The sequence below is a fragment of the Streptomyces sp. NPDC021212 genome (genome assembly GCF_044332925.1).
Taxonomy (GTDB): Bacteria; Actinomycetota; Actinomycetes; order Streptomycetales; family Streptomycetaceae; genus Streptomyces.
Genome location: NZ_JBIRPZ010000012.1, coordinates 188733 through 206241 on the forward strand (window position 1 = coordinate 188733; position 17509 = coordinate 206241).

13 protein-coding genes are annotated in these 17509 nt (G+C 73.1%); 6 read left to right on the top strand and 7 right to left on the bottom strand.

Features of this window, described 5'->3' with window-relative positions:
• Positions 1-155: 155 nt before the first annotated feature.
• A complete protein-coding gene (locus tag ACH4SI_RS30495; protein ID WP_398301278.1) occupies positions 156-1052 on the top strand; it encodes a glycerophosphodiester phosphodiesterase in 897 nt (298 codons plus the stop codon).
• Here the strand turns inward: ACH4SI_RS30495 and ACH4SI_RS30500 are convergent.
• Positions 1039-1644, bottom strand: a complete 606-nt coding sequence (locus ACH4SI_RS30500) for a TetR/AcrR family transcriptional regulator (RefSeq protein WP_398301280.1) — start codon at positions 1642-1644, stop codon at positions 1039-1041. The genes ACH4SI_RS30495 and ACH4SI_RS30500 overlap by 14 nt on opposite strands.
• A 46-nt stretch (positions 1645-1690) precedes the next feature.
• Here ACH4SI_RS30500 and ACH4SI_RS30505 point away from each other — a divergent pair, with 46 nt between their 5' ends.
• Positions 1691-2698, top strand: a complete 1008-nt coding sequence (locus ACH4SI_RS30505) for a small ribosomal subunit Rsm22 family protein (protein ID WP_398301282.1) — start codon at positions 1691-1693, stop codon at positions 2696-2698.
• Between the two features lies 1 nt (position 2699).
• Here ACH4SI_RS30505 and ACH4SI_RS30510 read toward each other — a convergent pair whose 3' ends face one another.
• Positions 2700-3782 carry a serine hydrolase domain-containing protein gene (locus ACH4SI_RS30510; protein WP_398301284.1) on the bottom strand — a complete coding sequence of 361 codons (1083 nt, stop codon included), beginning with the start codon at positions 3780-3782 and terminating at the stop codon, positions 2700-2702.
• Positions 3743-5074 carry a multidrug effflux MFS transporter gene (locus ACH4SI_RS30515; protein WP_398301286.1) on the bottom strand — a complete coding sequence of 444 codons (1332 nt, stop codon included), beginning with the start codon at positions 5072-5074 and terminating at the stop codon, positions 3743-3745. The genes ACH4SI_RS30510 and ACH4SI_RS30515 overlap by 40 nt, the downstream gene beginning before the upstream one ends.
• 84 nt (positions 5075-5158) lie before the next feature.
• On the opposite strand from ACH4SI_RS30515, the gene ACH4SI_RS30520 reads away from it, so the two are divergent.
• Complete coding sequence (locus tag ACH4SI_RS30520) at positions 5159-6157, top strand: Gfo/Idh/MocA family protein (protein ID WP_398301288.1); 999 nt, start codon at positions 5159-5161, stop codon at positions 6155-6157.
• A 65-nt stretch (positions 6158-6222) separates the two neighbouring features.
• Here the strand turns inward: ACH4SI_RS30520 and ACH4SI_RS30525 are convergent, their stop codons facing one another.
• The gene (locus ACH4SI_RS30525) at positions 6223-7845 is read right to left on the bottom strand and encodes an alkaline phosphatase D family protein (RefSeq protein WP_398301290.1); all 1623 of its coding nucleotides are present in this window, start codon (positions 7843-7845) and stop codon (positions 6223-6225) included.
• Between the two features lie 173 nt (positions 7846-8018).
• Here ACH4SI_RS30525 and ACH4SI_RS30530 point away from each other — a divergent pair, with 173 nt between their 5' ends.
• The 3 genes from ACH4SI_RS30530 to ACH4SI_RS30540 all read left to right on the top strand — a co-directional run bounded on the left by ACH4SI_RS30530 (position 8019) and on the right by ACH4SI_RS30540 (position 10574).
• Positions 8019-8795, top strand: a complete 777-nt coding sequence (locus tag ACH4SI_RS30530) for an SDR family oxidoreductase (RefSeq protein WP_398301292.1) — start codon at positions 8019-8021, stop codon at positions 8793-8795.
• A gap of 139 nt (positions 8796-8934) precedes the next feature.
• A complete protein-coding gene (locus tag ACH4SI_RS30535; RefSeq protein WP_398301294.1) occupies positions 8935-9597 on the top strand; it encodes a hypothetical protein in 663 nt (220 codons plus the stop codon).
• Positions 9598-9698: 101 nt separating this feature from the next.
• A complete protein-coding gene (locus ACH4SI_RS30540; RefSeq protein ID WP_398301296.1) occupies positions 9699-10574 on the top strand; it encodes a glycosyltransferase family 2 protein in 876 nt (291 codons plus the stop codon).
• Here the strand turns inward: ACH4SI_RS30540 and ACH4SI_RS30545 are convergent, their stop codons facing one another.
• The 3 genes from ACH4SI_RS30545 to ACH4SI_RS30555 form a co-directional block, all read right to left on the bottom strand.
• Entirely contained in the window at positions 10575-12239 is a 1665-nt protein-coding gene (locus ACH4SI_RS30545) for an ATP-binding cassette domain-containing protein (RefSeq protein WP_398301298.1), read from the bottom strand. It lies immediately after the preceding gene.
• 329 nt (positions 12240-12568) lie between these two features.
• The gene (locus tag ACH4SI_RS30550) at positions 12569-13834 is read right to left on the bottom strand and encodes an RICIN domain-containing protein (RefSeq protein WP_398301300.1); all 1266 of its coding nucleotides are present in this window, start codon (positions 13832-13834) and stop codon (positions 12569-12571) included.
• Between the two features lie 103 nt (positions 13835-13937).
• The gene (locus ACH4SI_RS30555) at positions 13938-17435 is read right to left on the bottom strand and encodes a hypothetical protein (protein ID WP_398301302.1); all 3498 of its coding nucleotides are present in this window, start codon (positions 17433-17435) and stop codon (positions 13938-13940) included.
• Positions 17436-17509 lie beyond the last annotated feature (74 nt).

Genomic DNA, 17509 nt, shown 5'->3' on the forward strand with positions numbered 1-17509 from the left:
CACCGCCGTGACCGGCGGCACCGCCGGTACCCGATCAATGCTGCCACCATCCTGCTCCCGAGGTGGCCGGTGTCCGCATCCGGGGTGACGCCGGGACCCACGTCCGGGTGCCGATATCAGGACATAACCGAACGAGCACCCCTAGCGTTCCCTTTATGATCACCAGGTATTTTCTGACCGGTGTGGCGGTCCTCACCCTTTCCATACCTGCGGCCGTCCTGGCGCACCCCGCCGTCCGCCCGCCGGAACGGCACCTCGGCGATCAGCCCGCAGCCGCCCCCGAGGCCGCCGAGGCCACCCCGGCACCCCCGCGGATCATCTACACGGCCCACCGCGGCGGCGCCCTCGAAGTGCCCGAGAACAGCATGACCGGGCTGACCACCGCCCTCGGCCGCAAGGACGCCCAGGTCCTCGACTTCGACATCCGCACCCTGCACGACGGCACGCTCGTCGTCATGCACGACGCGACGCTGGACCGTACGACGTCACAGGCCGGACCCGTGAACGCCCTGACCGCCGCCCAGTGGCGCACCGTACGGCTTCGCCCCGCCCCCGCCCTGCGCGGCGCCTGGAAGCCCGAGCGGCCGCCGACGGTGGCCGAGGCGCTGGACCGGCTCGGCGGCCGCACCACGCTCATGGTCGAGACGAAGGACCCGGCCGGGCTGCCCCGGCTGGCCCGCATGATCCGCGACCGGGGGCTGACCCGCTCGGTCTACGTGAACTCCAACCACCCGGACGTCGCCCGCGAGGCCCACCGGATGGGGCTGCTGGCCCAGCTGTGGCGGTCCGCCGGGCAGATGCGCCACGACCGTCCGGGCGAGTGGCGCGGGGTCGTGGACCTGCTGGACATCGACTACCGGGCGCGGGACGCGGACATACGACGGGCCGTCGCCTCCGGCGTGCCCCATGTGTGGGCGCACACCGTCAACACCCCCGGGCAGCGCGACCGGATGGTCCGGCTGGGATGCGACGGGATCATCACGGACGCGCCGAGCCTGATGATCACCACTCCCGTACGGGCACAGCTCAGCGGGAGCCTCAGCGGGGGCTGAGACCGCTCAGCGCCATCTCGACCACGGTGTCCGCGTACTCATGGCTGAGCGGCAGCGTCCGCAGCAGCCAGCGGGCGGTGATCGGGGCGGTGATCAGCTCCAGGGCGATCCGCGGATCGAGGTCCGCCGCGACCTGCCCGGCCGCCTGCGCGGCGCGCAGCCGCTCGACGTAGAGCTGGAGCGGGGGCTCCAGCACCCGGCTCACGAACTCCGTGGCGATCTGCGGGTTCACCATGCCCTCGGCCGCGAGCGCCCGGTACGGCAGGTCGTACGTGGGCGACAGCAGCTCGTCCACCGTCGCCCGCAGCACGAGCTTGAGATCGGCCTCGAGGTCGCCGGTGTCGGGGAACGCGTACGGCTGCTCGCCCCCCGCCTCCCGCGCGGCCCGCTCGCCGAGGGCGACGAACGCGTCCAGGAGGACAGCCGCCTTGGAGGGCCACCAGCGGTAGATCGTCTGCTTGCCGACCCCGGCGCGGGCGGCGATGGCCTCGATCGTGAGTTTGGGATAGCCCACCTCGGCAACGAGTTCGAGTGCGGCGTCGAGGATCGCGCGGTGCGAACGTTCACTGCGGCGGGTCGCGTTGGGAGCCATGCCGGTCAATGTAGCGGCCCCCTTTCGACCCCGTAGAATCCAGGGAATGCACGCCCCGCACGCCGCCCCCACCGCCGAGACGCTGCGCGCCGCGCTCGCCGGGCTCCTCGACGGACTGCCGCCCCGCCAGGCGGCCCAGGCGGTCGACCGGCTGATCGCCAACTACCGGGGCCGCACCCCGACCGACGCGCCCGTGCTGCGCGACCGCTCCGACGTCGCCGCGTACGCCGCGTACCGGATGCCCGCGACCTTCGAGGCCGTACGCGCCGCCCTCGACGCCCTCCGCGAGCGCGCTCCCGAGTGGGCACCCGCCTCGCACCTCGACATCGGCGGCGGTACGGGCGCGGCGAGCTGGGCCGTGGCCGCCGCGTGGCCGGACGGCGGCCACACCACCACCGTCCTGGACTGGGCCGAGCCCGCCCTCGCCCTCGGCCGCGAACTGGCCGGGCAGTCCCCCGCCGCCCCGCTGCGCGACGCCCGCTGGGAGCGCCGGGCCCTCACCGTGGACCTCACCCTCCCCGACGCGACGGACCTCGTCACCGTCTCCTACGTGCTGGGCGAACTCACCCCGTCCGACCGCCGCGCGGTCGTCGCCGAGGCGGCCCGGACGGCCCAGGCGGTGGTGCTCGTCGAACCCGGCACCCCGGACGGCTATCTGCGCATCCGCGAGGCCCGCGACCAGCTCGTATCGGCCGGCCTGAATGTCCTGGCCCCCTGCCCGCACAGCGCCGCCTGCCCCATCGAACCGGGCGCCGACTGGTGCCACTTCGCGGCCCGGGTGAGCCGTTCGTCGCTGCACCGCCAGGTGAAGGGGGGCTCGCTGGGGCACGAGGACGAGAAGTTCGCGTACGTCGCGGCGACCCGCTTCCCGGCCCCGGTCGCTCCGGACCGCGTCACCCGCCACCCGCAGACCCGCAAGGGCCAGGTCCTGCTGGATCTGTGCACCCCCGACGAGGGCCTCACCCGCCGCACCGTCACCAAGCGCCACGGCCCCCTCTACCGCGCCGCCCGCGACGCCGCCTGGGGCGACGCCTGGCCGCCGCCCGGCGACTGACCTAGAGGGCGCGGGCCAGGGCGGTGGCCGCCGCGGCGCGCGGCGTGCTGTCGGCGGGGCGGCGGCGGGGGTGGACCGTGGTGGCCAGCAGGATCAGGTAGCAGTCCCGGGAGCGGTCCAGGACCAGGCTGGTGCCCGTGAACCCGGTGTGCCCGGCCGCGCCGCGGCCCGCCAACTCGCCCATGAACCACGGCTGGTCGACCTCGAAGCCCAGCCCCGGGGCGGTCAGCAGCAGGTCCACGGAGGCGGGTGAGAGCACCGGTCCGCCGCCCGCCAGCAGGGCGCGGCACAGCGCGGACAGGTCGGCGGCGGTCGAGAAGAGCCCGGCGTGGCCCGCGACGCCGCCGAGGGCGTACGCGTTCTCGTCGTGCACGACGCCCCGCAGCATGCCACGGTCGAGCTTGCCCCACGGGAGCCGCTGGTCCTCGGTCGCGGCGATGCGCAGGCGCCAGGACCGGGGCGGACGGAAGCGGGTGGACGCCATGGCCAGGGGGCCCGTGACGCGGTCGTGGACGAGGTCGTCGAGCGAGCCGCCGGTCACCCGCTCCAGCACCCGCTGCATCAGCAGCAGGTTGAGGTCGGAGTAGCGGCGGGCGGCGCCGGGTGGGGTGGCGGGCGGTTCGGCGTACAGCCGGGCCCAGCGCTCCTCGTGGCTGACGTACTCGTACAGCGGCAGCTCCGGGATCAGGCCGGAGCGGTGGGTGAGCAGGTGGCGCACCGTGATGCCGTGGTGGGCGGCGGCCGTGCACTCGGGGGCGTAACGGGCGACCGGGGCGTCCAGCTCGATCTCCCCGCGCTCCAGCGAGCCCACCGCCACGATCGCGGTGAACAGCTTCGTCAGCGAGGCGAGGTCGAAGACCGTATCGGCGTGCGCGGGGACCCACTCCCCGCGCGGCAGCTCGCGGTCGTGCGCGGCGTACCGCACCGCCCAGCCGAAGGCGCCCTCGGCCAGGGGCCCGGCGCCGGTCCCGGCGGTCACCACCGCGCCCGCGCACCAGGGGCGCTCCCCCTCGGGGAGCGCCTCCACGGTGCGCAGGAGGAGGCTCAGGCCACCTTCATGCTCTGCCGGGGGTGTCGCTGCCACGGGCGGCAGAGTCCCATGAAGCAGGCCATGGCGGCCAGCGCGCACACCAGCTGGACGACGGCCATCGGCACCGCCGTGGTCTCGCCCGCGATCCCCACCAGCGGCGAGGCGGCGGCCCCGAGCAGGAAGGTGGAGGTGCCGAGCAGCGCGGACGCGGAACCGGCGGCGTGCGGGGTGCGCATCAGCGCCGAGGCGTTGGTGTTCGGCATGACCAGGCCCATCGACGACATCAGCACGAACAGGCAGGCCGCGACCGGCACCAGACCGGCCTCGCCGAAGACCCCGGCGGACAGGGCCAGCAGGACGGTCGCCGCGAGCGCGGTCAGCGTCAGGCCCACGGCCAGCACCTTGTCCATGCTGACACGGCCGACGAGCACCCGGCCGTTGATCTGGCCCGTGCCGATGAGGCCGATCGAGTTGAGCCCGAAGAGCAGGCTGAAGGTCTGCGGCGAGGCGCCGTAGATCTCCTGGACGACGAAGGACGAACCGGAGACATAGGCGAAGAGGGCCGCGAAGGCGAAGCTGCCCGCGAGCATGTAGCCGGTGAAGACGCGGTCGGCGAGCAGCCCGCGCATCGTCCGCATCGTCTCGCCGAACCCGCCGTCATGGCGGCGCTCGGCGGGCAGGGTCTCGCGCAGGAAGCGCCAGACGACGAGGGTGAGCAGGGTGCCGATCACGGTGAGGACGACGAAGACGCCGCGCCAGTCGGTGAAGCGCAGGATCTGCCCGCCGATGACGGGCGCGGCGATGGGCGCGACGCCGGAGATCAGCATGAGCGTGGAGAAGAAGCGGGCCATCGCGATGCCGTCGTACAGGTCGCGGACGACGGCGCGGGCGATCACGATCCCGGCCGACCCGGCGAGCCCCTGGAGCAGCCGGAACCCGATGAGCAGCCCGGAGGTGGGCGCGAAGGCGCAGATGGCGGTGGCGATGACGTAGATCACCATGCCGATGAGGAGGGGGCGGCGGCGGCCCCACTTGTCGCTCATCGGGCCGACGACGAGCTGGCCGAGCGCCATGCCCATCAGACAGGCGGTGAGGGTGAGCTGGGCGGTGGCGGCGGAGCTGTGGAGCGCGTCGGTGACCTCCGGCAGGGCCGGGAGGTACATGTCCATCGAGAGGGCGGGGAGAGCGGTGAGCCCGCCGAGGACGAAGGTGACGAGGAGGCTCGTACGGCGCTGCGCGGTCAGTGGGGCGGTGACCTGGGGCGCGGCGGCGGAGGAGGGAGAAGAAGAGGGGGCGGGTCTGTGAGCCCGGGAGGGAGCGGCGGCCGTGGGGCCGGGCTGCTGCATGCTGACCTTCCATGAGTCGTTGAATCGTTGTCTATGCTCTCAGCTGAATTGGTGTGCTCACGACCGAATAAGCCAGGGGTGAGGATGTCCGGACCGAAGGCGGAGCCCGTGCGGTGGGGAATCCTCGCGACCGGCGGGATCGCCGCGTCGTTCACCGCGGACCTGCTGGACATGGCAGACGCGCAGGTCATGGCGGTGGGATCGCGCAGCCCGGAGTCGGCGAAGCGGTTCGCCGAGCGGTTCGGGATACCCCGCTCGTACGGCGGCTGGGCGGAGCTGGCCGCCGACGACGACATCGACGTGATATATGTCGCTACCCCGCACGCGGCCCACCGCGCCGCGGCCGGCCTCTGCCTGGAGGCGGGCCGGGCGGTGCTGTGCGAGAAGGCGTTCACCCTGAACGCGCGCGAGGCGGGCGAGCTGGTCGGCCTCGCCCGTTCCTGTGACCGCTTCCTGATGGAGGCGATGTGGACGTACTGCGATCCGGTCGTCCGGCGCATGGTCGGCCTCGTCCGGGACGGCGCGATCGGCGAGGTCCGCGCGGTGCACGCGGACTTCGGTCTCCCCGGCCCCTTCGACCCCGCTCACCGGCTGCGCGACCCGGCCCAGGGCGGCGGCGCGCTGCTCGACCTCGGGGTGTACCCGGTGTCCTTCGCGCAGTTGCTCCTGGGCGAGCCCGCCGACGTACGGGCCCGCGCCGAGCTGTCCCCGGAGGGCGTGGACGTGAACACGGGCCTGCTGCTGGGGTGGGACAGCGGCGCGGTGGCGCTGCTGAGCTGTTCGATCACCGCCGATACCCCGATGACGGCGGCGGTCACGGGCTCGGCGGGCCGCATCGAGTTCCCGCGCGGCTTCTTCCACCCCGAGCGCTTCGTCCTGCACCGGCCGGGCCGCGACCCGGAGGAGTTCACGGCGGCGGACGGCCTGCGCGCGTACCAGCGCGAGGCGGCGGAGGTGATGCGCTGCCTGCGGGCGGGCGAGCGCGAATCGCCGCTCGTGCCGCTGGCGGGCAGCCTGGCGGTGATGCGCACGCTGGACGCGGCCCGGTCGGAGATCGGCGTCCGCTATCCCAGCGACGGCTGATACCCCGGCGACGGCTGAGCCCGCGGCGCCGGTCGCGGCGCCGCGGGCCCCTAGTGTCTTGCCGGTCAGACCTGCTGAAGCCCGGGGTTCCCGGCTTCGCTGACGAACGACGCCGCCGTGGTGAGCGGTGCGCCCGGGGTCGTGACCGCGGAGACCGTCTTGTAGTCGGCCCGCGCCTGAGCGCCGTCCAGCGTGACCGTCACATAGCCGCGCCGGCCGTTGTAGAACTTCATGTGCGGGTTGGCGGCCGTCATCGTGGACCAGTTGGCGGGCTTGTCGGCGCCGTCCTTCCCGCTGGTGATCGACGTGCCGACGAACTCGACGCCCAGGGTCCGGGACGACGGGTTGTTGAAGTCCTTCTTGATGTCGAGGGCGTAGTGCACGTGGACGTCGCCGGTCAGGACGACGAAGTTCTCGATGCCCGCCTGTTCGACACCGGCCAGGACGCGGTTCCGCGAGGCGGGGTAGCCGTCCCAGGCGTCCATGGAGAGCTTGGAGCGGTCGGCGGTGGTGTTCTTCCGCTGCGAGAAGGTGACCTGCTGCGGGAGGACGTTCCAGGTGGCGGTGGAGCGCTTGAAGCCGTCCAGCAGCCAGCGCTCCTGGGCCGCGCCGGTGAGCGTGCGGGAGGGGTCCTCGGACTCGGGTCCGGGGTACTGCCAGCCGTCGCCGTACGCCTGGTCGGAGCGGTACTGGCGGGTGTCGAGGATGTCGAACTGGGCGAGCCGGCCGTAGTGGAAGCGCCGGTAGAGCCGCATGTCGGGGCCGTCGGGCCGCTGCGGCATGCGCAGCGGCATGTTCTCCCAGTACGCCCGGTAGGCGGCGGCCCGGCGGATCAGGAACTCCTCGGGCGGGTCGTTGTTGTCGTCGATGTCGCCCGCGTAGTTGTTCTCGGTCTCGTGGTCGTCCCAGGTGACGAACCAGGGGAAGGCGGCGTGGGCGGCCTGGAGGTCCGGGTCGGACTTGTAGAGCGCGTAGCGCAGCCGGTAGTCCCCGAGCGTCATGGTCTCGGTGTTGAAGTGCGCGGGGAGGGTGCGGTCGGTGTAGTTGCGGGCGCCGCCGACCGCGCTGACGGCGTACTCGTACTGGTAGTCGCCGACGTGGAAGACGGCGTCCAGGTCCTCGGCCGCGAGGTGCTTGAAGGCCGTGAAGTAGCCGTCGTGGTATGCCTGGCAGGACACCAGGCCGAACCGGACGTCACGGACCTTGGCGCCGGTGGCCGGGGCGGTGCGGGTACGGCCGACGGGGCTGATCCACTTGCCGGCCTTGAAGCGGTACCAGTGGACGCGGTCGGCCTCGAGGCCCTTGGCGTCCACGTGCACGGTGTAGTTGAACTCGGCGTGGGCGGTGGCGGTTCCACTCCGGACCACCTTGCCGAAGTGCTCGTCCCGGGCGATCTGCCACTCGACCCGGACGGCGCCCTCCTCGGGCAGTCCGTTGCCCGGCTCGTAGGCGCGGGGCGCGAGTCTGGTCCACAGCACGACGGCGTCGGGCAGTGGATCGCCCGAAGCCACGCCGAGTGTGAAGGGGTCTTCGGTGAGCGCGTCCGTGCGTACCTGCGCCGCCTGGGCGGTGGGCAGGTTGGTGGAGAAGGCCAGTGCGGCGGCTGCTCCGGTGACGGTGAGGAAGCGGCGGCGGCCCAGGTGTGCTGCCGCGGCTCGTATCGCCTGCTGGTGTGCGACGTGTGCCATGTGCTCTCCCCTGGCTCGTGGCGTCAGAGGAATTGGAGTGTCAGGGAGCGGCCACACACTTGCCTATACACGACGCACACATGTCGGCTGGGTGAGGTCCGTTTCCGGATAGGACGTTTGCCGCCATATACCTTCGCTGTGCAGGCATGTGACGTGGCGTACGCTGCCGCCCCATGAACGGAACCGAAGGTGTGCCGGTGGTGTCGAGGGTCGCCGTGGTGACGGGCGCGGGCTCCGGGATCGGCCGGGCGGTGGCGCTCGAACTGAGCGATTCGGGCTGGTCCGTGGTGCTCGCGGGGCGCCGCGAGGAGACCCTGGCGGAGACGGCGCGGCGGGCGGGCGACGGTCCCTCGGTCCTCGCCGTCCCGACGGATGTGAGCAGGCCGGCGCAGGTGGACGCGCTCTTCGCGGCCGTACGGGACCGCTTCGGCCGGCTCGATCTGCTGTTCAACAACGCGGGCAGCTTCGGCCCGCGCGGGGTGCCGGTGGAAGACCTCCGCCCCGAGGACTGGCAGGCGGTCGTGGACACCAATCTGACGGGTGCCTTCCTGTGCGCCCAGGGCGCCTTCCGGCTGATGCGAGATCAGGATCCGCAGGGCGGAAGGATCATCAATAATGGCTCGATTTCCGCCCATGCTCCCCGACCGCACAGCGTCGCCTACACGGCGACCAAACACGCGCTGACCGGGCTGACCAAGTCGCTGTCGCTGGATGGGCGGGCGTACTCCATCGCCTGCGGTCAGATCGACATCGGCAACGCGGCGACGGAGATGACCGGGCAGATGCAGACCGGTGTACTCCAGGCGAACGGGGAGGTGGTGGCCGAGCCGGTGATGGACGTGACGGACGTGGCACGTACCGTGCGGCACATGGCTTCGCTGCCCCTGGAGGCGAACGTGCAGTTCGCGACGGTACTGGCGACGGCGATGCCGTACATCGGTCGCGGCTGACGGGCGATGGTTCATCACCGATCGTAGATAACCCCCGGCTCGATCGAATAATGTGGCCGAGCGGAAATTCACCCCAAGAGATCAGCCCTGCCCGTAGATCCAACCGGATCCGAACATCCCACGATCGAAGAAGACCGCATTGCGTTCTCTCCCGCTCACCCTGGTCGCCCGCATACTGCCCGTCGCCGTCCTCGCCGTGGCAGGCGTGGCCATGACCTCCCCCGGGTCCGGCGACTCGGACGACACGCGTCCCCAGGCGGGCGACGCCTCCGCCTCCCCGTCCGCCGCCGCTCCGACCGGGGGCGGGGGCGGGGCAGCGCTCACCCCGGACGGGGGCGGGGGCGGCGCGAGCGCGGCGGGGCGCTACCCCAAGGCGCCGGCCGAGGCCTGCGCCACGATTCCGGACGCCACGGTCAAGAAGCTGGTGCCGGGCGCGAAGACCAGCGGAAACGAGCTGAAGTCCAGCGACCTCTCCCGCCGTTCCGGCTGCTCCTGGAACGCCCTGGACGGCTTCGACTACCGCTGGCTGGACATCACCTTCGACGTCACCGGCAAGGCGTCCGCGGGCTCCGGCGACCCGGTGCCAGGACTCGGCGACAAGGCGACCGTCACCGACAAGCTCACCAGCGACGACGACCAGAAGGTCCGCGAGGCGGTGGTCACCGTCCGCAAGGACAACGCGACCATCGTGGCCACCTACAACGGTGGCGACTTCGAGAACCACACGGCCCCCTCGTCCAAGGTGGTACGCGACGGAGCGATCAGCGCGGCGAAGAATGCGCTCTCCTCGCTCGATAAATGACCACTTTTGCGCAAGTCGATGAACATGCGCCGTGCTTCGACAGGACACCGCGGCGACTGGTTACGATCACCGCACCGTAACCAACCCCCTGGAGTTCCGCCGTGTCCGCACCACGCCTGGGCGTCGCCATCCTGACCATGGGCAACCGGCCCAGAGAGGTGGCCGCCCTGCTGGAGTCGGTCGCGAAACAGGACGTGGCGCCCACCCGCATCGTCGTCGTGGGCAACGGCTCCCCGCTCCCCGAGATGCCAGAGAACGTGACCGCGGTCGAGCTGGACGAGAACCTCGGCGTCTCCGGCGGCCGCAACGTCGCCTGGCAGCGGCTGCGCGCCTTCGGTGACGTCGACGTCGTCATCGACCTCGACGACGACGGGCTGCTCGTGGACGCGGACGTGTTCCGCACCGTGCGCGACCTGTACGCGGACGATCCACGGCTGGGCATCGTCAGCTTCCGCATCGCCGACGAGACCGGCGAGACCCAGCGCCGCCACGTCCCCCGGCTCCGGGCGGGCGACCCGATGCGCGGCGGCGAGGTGACCACGTTCCTCGGCGGCGGACACGCCCTGGCCGTGCCGATGCTGGACCGGATCGGCGGCTGGCCGGACGAGTTCTTCTTCACCCATGAGGAGACGGACCTCGCCTGGCGGGCGCTCGACGCCGGGTGGAAGGTGCTGTACGCCCCCGAACTGCTCCTCCAGCACCCCCGCACCTCCCCCGCCCGGCACGCGGTCTACCACCGGATGACGGCGCGCAACCGCGTCTGGCTCGCCCGCCGCCACCTCCCGCTGCCCCTGGTCCCCGTCTACCTCGGCAACTGGACCCTCCTCACCCTCGCCCGCACCCGCGCCCTCGACGGGCTGCGGGCCTGGGCGGGCGGCTTCCTGGAGGGCGTCCGCACCCCGTGCGGCGACCGGCGGCCCATGCGGTGGCGCACGGTGTGGCGGATGACCAGGCTCGGCCGCCCGCCGGTGATCTGATCACACTGACCCGTCGGGCTCCGACGCCTCCAGCAGGGCGGTCACCTCCTCTGCGGACGTCTCCCGAAGCTCCTCGCCGACGAGCAGCCAGCGGGTGATGCCGACCGACGTGAGGAACGGCAGGTCGTGGCCGGCGATCAGCAGCGCGCCCCGGTAGGACGCGAGCGCGCTGGTCAGCTGGCGCACGCTGGCCAGGTCGAGGTTGTTGGTCGGCTCGTCCAGCATCAGCAGCTGCGGGGCCGGGGCGGCGAGCATGGTGGCCGCGAGGGCGGCCCGGAAGCGCTCACCGCCGGAGAGGGTGCCCGCGGGCTGTTCGGCGCGCGCTCCCCTGAACAGGAACCGGGCGAGCTGGGAGCGGATGTGGTTGTCGGTGACGCCGGGCGCCATGCGGGCCACGTTCGCCGCGACGCTCAGCTCGTCGTCCAGCACGTCCAGGCGCTGCGGCAGGAACCGCAGCGGTACGAAGGCCGTGGCCTCGCCGGACAGCGGGTCCAGCTCCCCGGCCAGGGTGCGCAGCAACGTCGTCTTTCCCGACCCGTTGCGGCCGACCAGGGCGACGCGTTCGGGGCCGTGCACCCGGAGGTCGCCGCCGCGCAACCGGCCGAAGCGGGGGCGCAGCGCGCTGAGGCTCAGCACGTCACGGCCCGCGGGGACGGCCGTATGCGGCAGGTCCACGCGGATCTCGACGTCCTCGCGGACCCCCTCCGCGGCCTCCTCGCGCCGCTCGCGCGCCTCCCGCAGCCGGTCCTCGTGCAGTCCGCGGAGCCCGGCCGCCGACTCCTGGGCGGACCGTTTGCGTTCCCCCGCGACGATGCGCGGGGCCCGCCGCTGGGCGTCCATCTTCTTGCTGTACCGCTCCCGGTGGGCCACCTTGACCTGGGTTTCCGCCAGGTCGCGCTTCTGGCGGCGGACATCCGCCTCGGCGGCCCGCAGCCGGCGCCCGGCCGCCTCCTGCTGGACGGAGAGGGCCTGCTGGTACGCGGACCAGCCGCCCCCGTACCAGGCGACCTCCCCGGACCGCAGCTCGGCGATGCGGTCGACCCGCTCCAGCAGGTCACGGTCGTGGCTGACGACGATCAGCACTCCGGAGCGCCAGGAGTCGACGGCCTCGTAGAGCCTGCGGCGCGCGAACAGGTCGAGGTTGTTGGTCGGCTCGTCGAGCAGCAGCACATCGGGGCGCTCCAGCAGCAGCGCGGCCAGCCGCAGCAGTACGGTCTCGCCGCCGGACATCTCGCCGACCGTGCGGTCGAGGCCGAGGCCGCCGAGTCCGAGCGAGCCGAGCGTGGCCAGCGCCCGTTCCTCGACGTCCCAGTCGTCGCCGACCGTCTCGAAGTGTTCCGCCGCGACGTCCCCGGCCTCGATGGCCCGCAGCGCGGCGCGCCGCCCGGCGATGCCCAGGGCCCGGTCGACGCGGAGTGCGGTGTCGAGGGTGATGTTCTGCGGCAGATGGGCGAGGCCGCCGCTGACGGTCACCGACCCGCGTCCGGGGCGCAGTTGACCGGCGAGCAGCCGCAACAGGGTCGACTTTCCGCTGCCGTTGGTGCCGACAAGGCCGGTGCGGCCCCGGCCGACATTGAGGGACAGTCCGTCGAAGAGCGTCGTGCCGTCGGGCCACTGGAAGGAGAGGTTGGAGCAGGTCACGGCGGCGCCGGTGGTATCGGTCATGGTGATTCTCGCAGTCGTCAGCGCTGGGTCAGGGCGTCGTATGCGAGCACCACGCGGCGGCCGGGCCGGGAGAAGCGAGGGAGTGCGGGGCCTGTCGGGGTGAGGGACGGCTCATGCACCGAGGTCGCATCCACGCGTACGGCAACGCCGTACCGCGCGATGATCGCGAACCTCAGATGCGCAACGTCCACCTCTATCGGAGACAACAGGACGCGGGAACTGTACCGCGGCCGGCCCTGCCGGGGGATGTGTTTTACCGCGGATGGGTTTTTCCGCGACCGGGTCTTCTGTCCTCCGGCCGGAGGACAGAAGGCCCGGGGAACGACGTCCTACCAGGTCCACAGGTGGTTGGCGTCCGCGTTGCACGGCTCGATGGCCAGTGAGGCGGCGGGGTCACCGGTACCCTTGTCGCCCTTGACCGCCAGGCACTGCTGGTTGCTGGCGTAGTTGTGGATCCAGAACTTCTTGTCGCCCCGCTTCTCCAGCCACCACAACTGGTTGTCGTTCGTGGTGCCGTCGCAGCGGAACTCCGTGACCTTCTGGCCGCTGCCCGCACTGCCGTAATACGGCAGGTCCATGCAGTAGCCGTCCTTGGCGTTGCGGATCTGGAAGAGGTTGGTGGAGTGGGGCCCCTGGGCCTTGTACCGCACCTCGAAGTTCCAGACCTGGTTGTCGGCGTCCGTGCCGTCGCAGTCGAACTGCTGGAGCGGACCGTCCACCTTGCCCTTGCCGTAGCCAGGGATGTCGGCGCACTTGCCGGTGGTCACGCTCTTGAGCACGTGGTTCTTGGAGTTGGAGTAGTCGATCGGGGCCAGGGCCCTCTTCGGCGAAGCCTTCTTGCCCTTCTTGGGGGCAGGGTCGGACTTCTTCCCCTCCTTCTGCGCCTCCTTCGCGCTCGGACTCGGCTTCGCCGGGCTCTCGGGGGCCTTGGCCTTGTCCTCGTCCTTGGGCTTGGCGCTCGACTCGTCGTCCGACGGCGACTTGGGGGCGTAAACCCCGGGGGCTTCGTCCTGGTCGTTCGCCGACATGGTGTGGGACGACGCCTTCCGGGCCATCCCCGCCGGTTCGCTGTCGTCCTTGCTGTTGGTACCGGCGACCAGGAACGGTATGGCGATCAGCAGCGCACCGCCGATCCCCGCCGCGGCCAGCAGCGCCTTGGTCGGACGGCCCGAGGGAGGCTCGTCGCCGCCCTCCCCGCCGTCGCTCTTGGACGCGCTGCCCGGGGGGTCGCCGCCCTCGGTGGCCACCAACGAGCCGACGTCGGCGTCTGCCTGCTCGTCGCTCCGCTTGGCGGAGGGCGAGGCGGCCGGCTCGGACGTGGCCTTGTCCGACGACGCCTTGGCCGACGAGGACCTCACGGCGGCCGTCACCGTCGCGGCGGAAGCCGCTTCGGAGCCGACGGACTTCTCCGGCTCGTCGGCCTTCTCGCCCTCGGTGGCCTTGGGCTCGGTGGCCTTGGGCTCGGTGGCCTTGGGCTCGGTGGCCTTCGTGATCTCCTTGGTCTCGTTCGCCTCGTCGGGCTTGTTCGCCTCCTCGGATTCCTTCTCGTCCTTACGCCCCGCCCGGGGACGGAGCGCGGAATCCGGATCGGCCATCGTGCCAGGCATGCTGACGGCACGGCGCACCGTGGGGCCTATGGGCCCCGAGCGGTCCTGATGGGGCATCGAGTCTCCGTTTCTGTAGTGCTGGATCGGTGGTTCAGGAGGCCGCCGACCGGTCTGCGGCACGTCCCAGCGGACCGTCGCACAAGGCCGGCCAGCTGAAGGGTCCCGGCGCCACCGGGTGGCCGCCCAGCGCCTGCTCCAGCCGGCCGAGCGCGGCCCGGTCGTCGGCGTCGAGCTCCACGGCACCATGCGGGGGCTGCGCGCCCGGCGTGAGAAGGATCTCGCGCAGCAGGATCAACGGTGTTCCGTCGTCCTCTCGGACGTCGAGCACCCGCAGCACCGTGCCCGGGGAGAACACCACCTCGTCCCGCGCGGGGACCGTCCCCGGACGGTCGGTCAACTGACGCACCCGCCGCCCGGTGACCGACCAGACCGCGTACCGCGCACCGCGCGGGCGCGGCGCGCCGGCCGCGAGCGGCAGCGCGCACACCGGCGCAGGATCCCGCAGCAGGTCCCCGGGCGCCAATCCGCCGTCGATGCCCTCCGCCCCGGCGCCGCGCAACGCCACACCGCGGTACGAGGGCAGTCGGCGCAGCCCCGAGGCGAGGCAGGCGGCGTACGGCAGCAGCGGCTTGTCGCCGTCGCGGAGCGCGCGCGCCAGTTCGTCGTGGCCCAAAGGTCCTTCGGGGGTGTGCAGATAGAGATGCAGCGCGATCAGGTCCGCGCGCGCCGCCTCCTGTTCGTGCCCGCGCAGCGCGGGCATCCGGGTGAGCATACGGCCCACTGCGGTCCCGTGCCGGTCCCACACCGTGTCCGCGAGCGCCCGGAACGCGCTGCGTTCGGCCTCGGTACTGACGTGGCCGGGCTGCACCGGAACCGGCGCCAACGGAGCCACCACCCGCCGCACCGGCGGTGCCGGTTCCGGCTCCGGTTCCGGTTCCGTGGCAGGCTCCGGCTCCGGGGCAGGCTCCGGCTCCGGCTCCCGCTCCGGCTCCGGCTCCGGCTCCGGCTCCGGCTCCGGGGCAGGCTCCCGCTCCGGCTGGGCGGGCTCGGTGGGCTCGGTGGGCTCGGGCTCAGTGGACTCGACCCGCTTCTCGTCCGGGTCCCCGGAGCCGGAGGACACGCTCATCATCGGCGGACGCGCCGGGGCCGGCGGCGGCTCGGGCACGCTCTCGGCGGGCTCCGACTCCGACTCCGACTCCGACTCCGACTCCGCCCCAGGCGTGGACGTGACGGACACCGGCGGGGTCCCGGGCTCCGGGGGCGAACCCGCGTCGGTGTCCGCACCGGACCCCGCGTCCCCATCGGGAGGCGGGACGGAGTCGGACGCCGACGACGTGTCGGGAACCGAGAACGAGCCGGCCGCGGCCCAGGAATCGGGCCCGAACCGCGGTCCCGATTCCGGATTCACGCCGGGGGACGGAGTCCGACCGGGCGCGGGCCGTCCACCGATCCCGGAGGGGCCGGGCCCGGGCCCCGTACGGGATGCCGAGGGCGCGCCGGTTGCCGGAGCCGGATCAGTTGTGGACCGCGCACCGTTCGTCGGGAGCGTCCCGGAGGCCGGAGTGGGCCCGTCCGGGCCGGGACGCGGCGCACGAGGCGCACCCGGCCCCGAGGGCGCGTCGACCGACGGGAACGGGCCGGACGCCGGGCGCCCACCAGGCTCCGGAGAGGGACCGGACGCGGACCACGGACCAGGCCCCAGCCTCGGCCCCGGGGTCAGGTCCGCGCCAGGCGGCAGCGGCCTGCCCGGCACCGGGCGGTCACCGGGCGCCGGGGCCATGCCGGGGGCCGGCGGTGCGTCACCGGCCGGACGCGGACCTGCCGGGCGCGGGCCGGGGTTGTGGCCCGCACTGGGTTGCGGGCCGGAGCCGGGGGCCGGGCGGCTGCCGTGCGGTGGGGGTGTGCTGCGGGCCGGACGCGGACCGGCTGCCGAGCCCGTGGCGGCGGCCGCCGCGGCCGTGCCGGTCGCGGAGACCCCGGTGACCGGGCCGGTCACGGAGGCCCCGGTGGCCGGGCCGGGCTCGGCGGCCGCGCGAAGGCCCAAGGGCGAGGGTGCGCCGACGGCAGGGGCGGGGTGGGTGCCGGTCGTGGGGCGGGCGACCGGGGGTGGGGCGGTGCTCGATGTCGGGCGGGGGGTTGCTGCCGGGGCCGGGCGGGGGGTGAAGCGAAGGGTCCGGACGCCGTGCCGCGCCGCGATCGCGCGCAGTTCGCGGCCGCCGTCCGTGGCCGTGCCGTGTACGTACAGCCGCGCCCGGCCGCGCAGATCGGCCCCCAGGCTCTCGAAGAGCCGGGTGAGTTCGGGCCACAGGGACGGGTCCAGCTCTTCGCCGGGGCGGCCGATCTCGATGGCCGGGCCCTCGGCGTCCACCGCACGGGTCGAGCCGGGGGGCGCCTGGCCGCCGCGTTCGGTGATCCACAGGCCCGCCCGGGTCACCGCGGCCTGCCATCGGTCGGAGAGCCGTACGATGCCGTGCTCGACGTTGCCGGGGCCCGGCAGCGGCGGGCTCCAGCGCAGCAGGCGCGGGGCCGGGATGGGCCCGTCCTCGGAGGCCGGGGCGCACACCACGGCGTCCACGAAGGGCCGCCAGCGCGGGTTGCCGTCGGCGCCGACGAGCACCGCCCGTGCGGTGCCACGGTCCGCGGGGCCGCTGGGTGCCAGGAGCGGCAGGCCCGTGTAGACCACGATCTCGGTGTCGAGGATCTCGGCGGCCAACTGACCCGTGCGCAGGATGTCCCGGGGGCTCCCAGGGGCGAGGCGGACCCGGGACCACAGGGACACGGGGAGGGCCGACAGCACCTCGCCGACGTCGGACGCCGAGACGTCCCCGCCCTCGGGGACGCCGACCAGTACGGTGGGCCCCCGGGGGTCGACCGGCACCGAGTAGCACAGGTCGCCGCGCTGCGGCGCGGTGGCGTGGGGTGAACGGGCAAGGAGCCCCGCCGGGATCTGCTCGACGACACATCCGCTGTCGGTCTGCGCGGGCACCTGCTCGACGCCGGGCTGCCACGCGGGGGCGGGCTGACGCGTGCCCAGGGCCACCGGCTGCACACCCGGGGAGAAGCTCCACCAGCCCCTGCGCTCCTGCGGATCGGGCTGGACGAAGAGCGAACCGCCGGGGACCATCTGGACCTCACCGTCCGGGGCGATCACCTCCAGCTCCCACGCGTCGGCGACCCGCCGGGCCACGGAGGGGCGGTCCGGCCGCTCCTCCCCCGCGCCGGACATGACGAGCCGTACGGTGCCGGTGCCCGCCTCGCGCAGCGAGTCGAACACCTCCCCCAGGCGCTGCCAGAACTCCTCCGCCGGGGCGCCGGAGGCGGGCACTTCGCCGGTCACGACGGTGGCGATGCCTGTCTCGGAGCCCAGCAGATCGACCAGTTCGTCCAGGTGCGTCTGGCTGATCGTGGTGTCCCGGGCCGAGCGGAGCAGGATGAGCGCGCCGTACTCCTCGGCGAGCAGCACCTCGTCCGGCTCGGCTTCGGCGGCCTCGGCGCCGAAGCCACCGTTCGGGTCGGGGGCGGGGGCGGCGGCGCGCTGTTCCTTGCCGCGACCGCCGAACCACCGCGACCGGCCACCGGAACGGGTCACGTCGTCTCTCCTTCGCACCTGAGCGTGTCACTCATGCCGTTGTCACCTGGTGGCCGATGGGCTGAAGTGGCCTG

Bases quoted from the DNA above. Each gene is read 5' to 3' on its own strand.
- ACH4SI_RS30495 (WP_398301278.1), top strand. From the start codon at position 156: ATGATCACCAGGTATTTTCTGACCGGTGTGGCGGTCCTCACCCTTTCC.
- ACH4SI_RS30500 (WP_398301280.1), bottom strand. From the start codon at position 1,644: ATGGCTCCCAACGCGACCCGCCGCAGTGAACGTTCGCACCGCGCGATC.
- ACH4SI_RS30505 (WP_398301282.1), top strand. From the start codon at position 1,691: ATGCACGCCCCGCACGCCGCCCCCACCGCCGAGACGCTGCGCGCCGCG.
- ACH4SI_RS30515 (WP_398301286.1), bottom strand. From the start codon at position 5,074: ATGCAGCAGCCCGGCCCCACGGCCGCCGCTCCCTCCCGGGCTCACAGA.
- ACH4SI_RS30520 (WP_398301288.1), top strand. From the start codon at position 5,159: ATGTCCGGACCGAAGGCGGAGCCCGTGCGGTGGGGAATCCTCGCGACC.
- ACH4SI_RS30525 (WP_398301290.1), bottom strand. From the start codon at position 7,845: ATGGCACACGTCGCACACCAGCAGGCGATACGAGCCGCGGCAGCACAC.
- ACH4SI_RS30530 (WP_398301292.1), top strand. From the start codon at position 8,019: ATGAACGGAACCGAAGGTGTGCCGGTGGTGTCGAGGGTCGCCGTGGTG.
- ACH4SI_RS30545 (WP_398301298.1), bottom strand. From the start codon at position 12,239: ATGACCGATACCACCGGCGCCGCCGTGACCTGCTCCAACCTCTCCTTC.
- ACH4SI_RS30550 (WP_398301300.1), bottom strand. From the start codon at position 13,834: ATGGCCGATCCGGATTCCGCGCTCCGTCCCCGGGCGGGGCGTAAGGAC.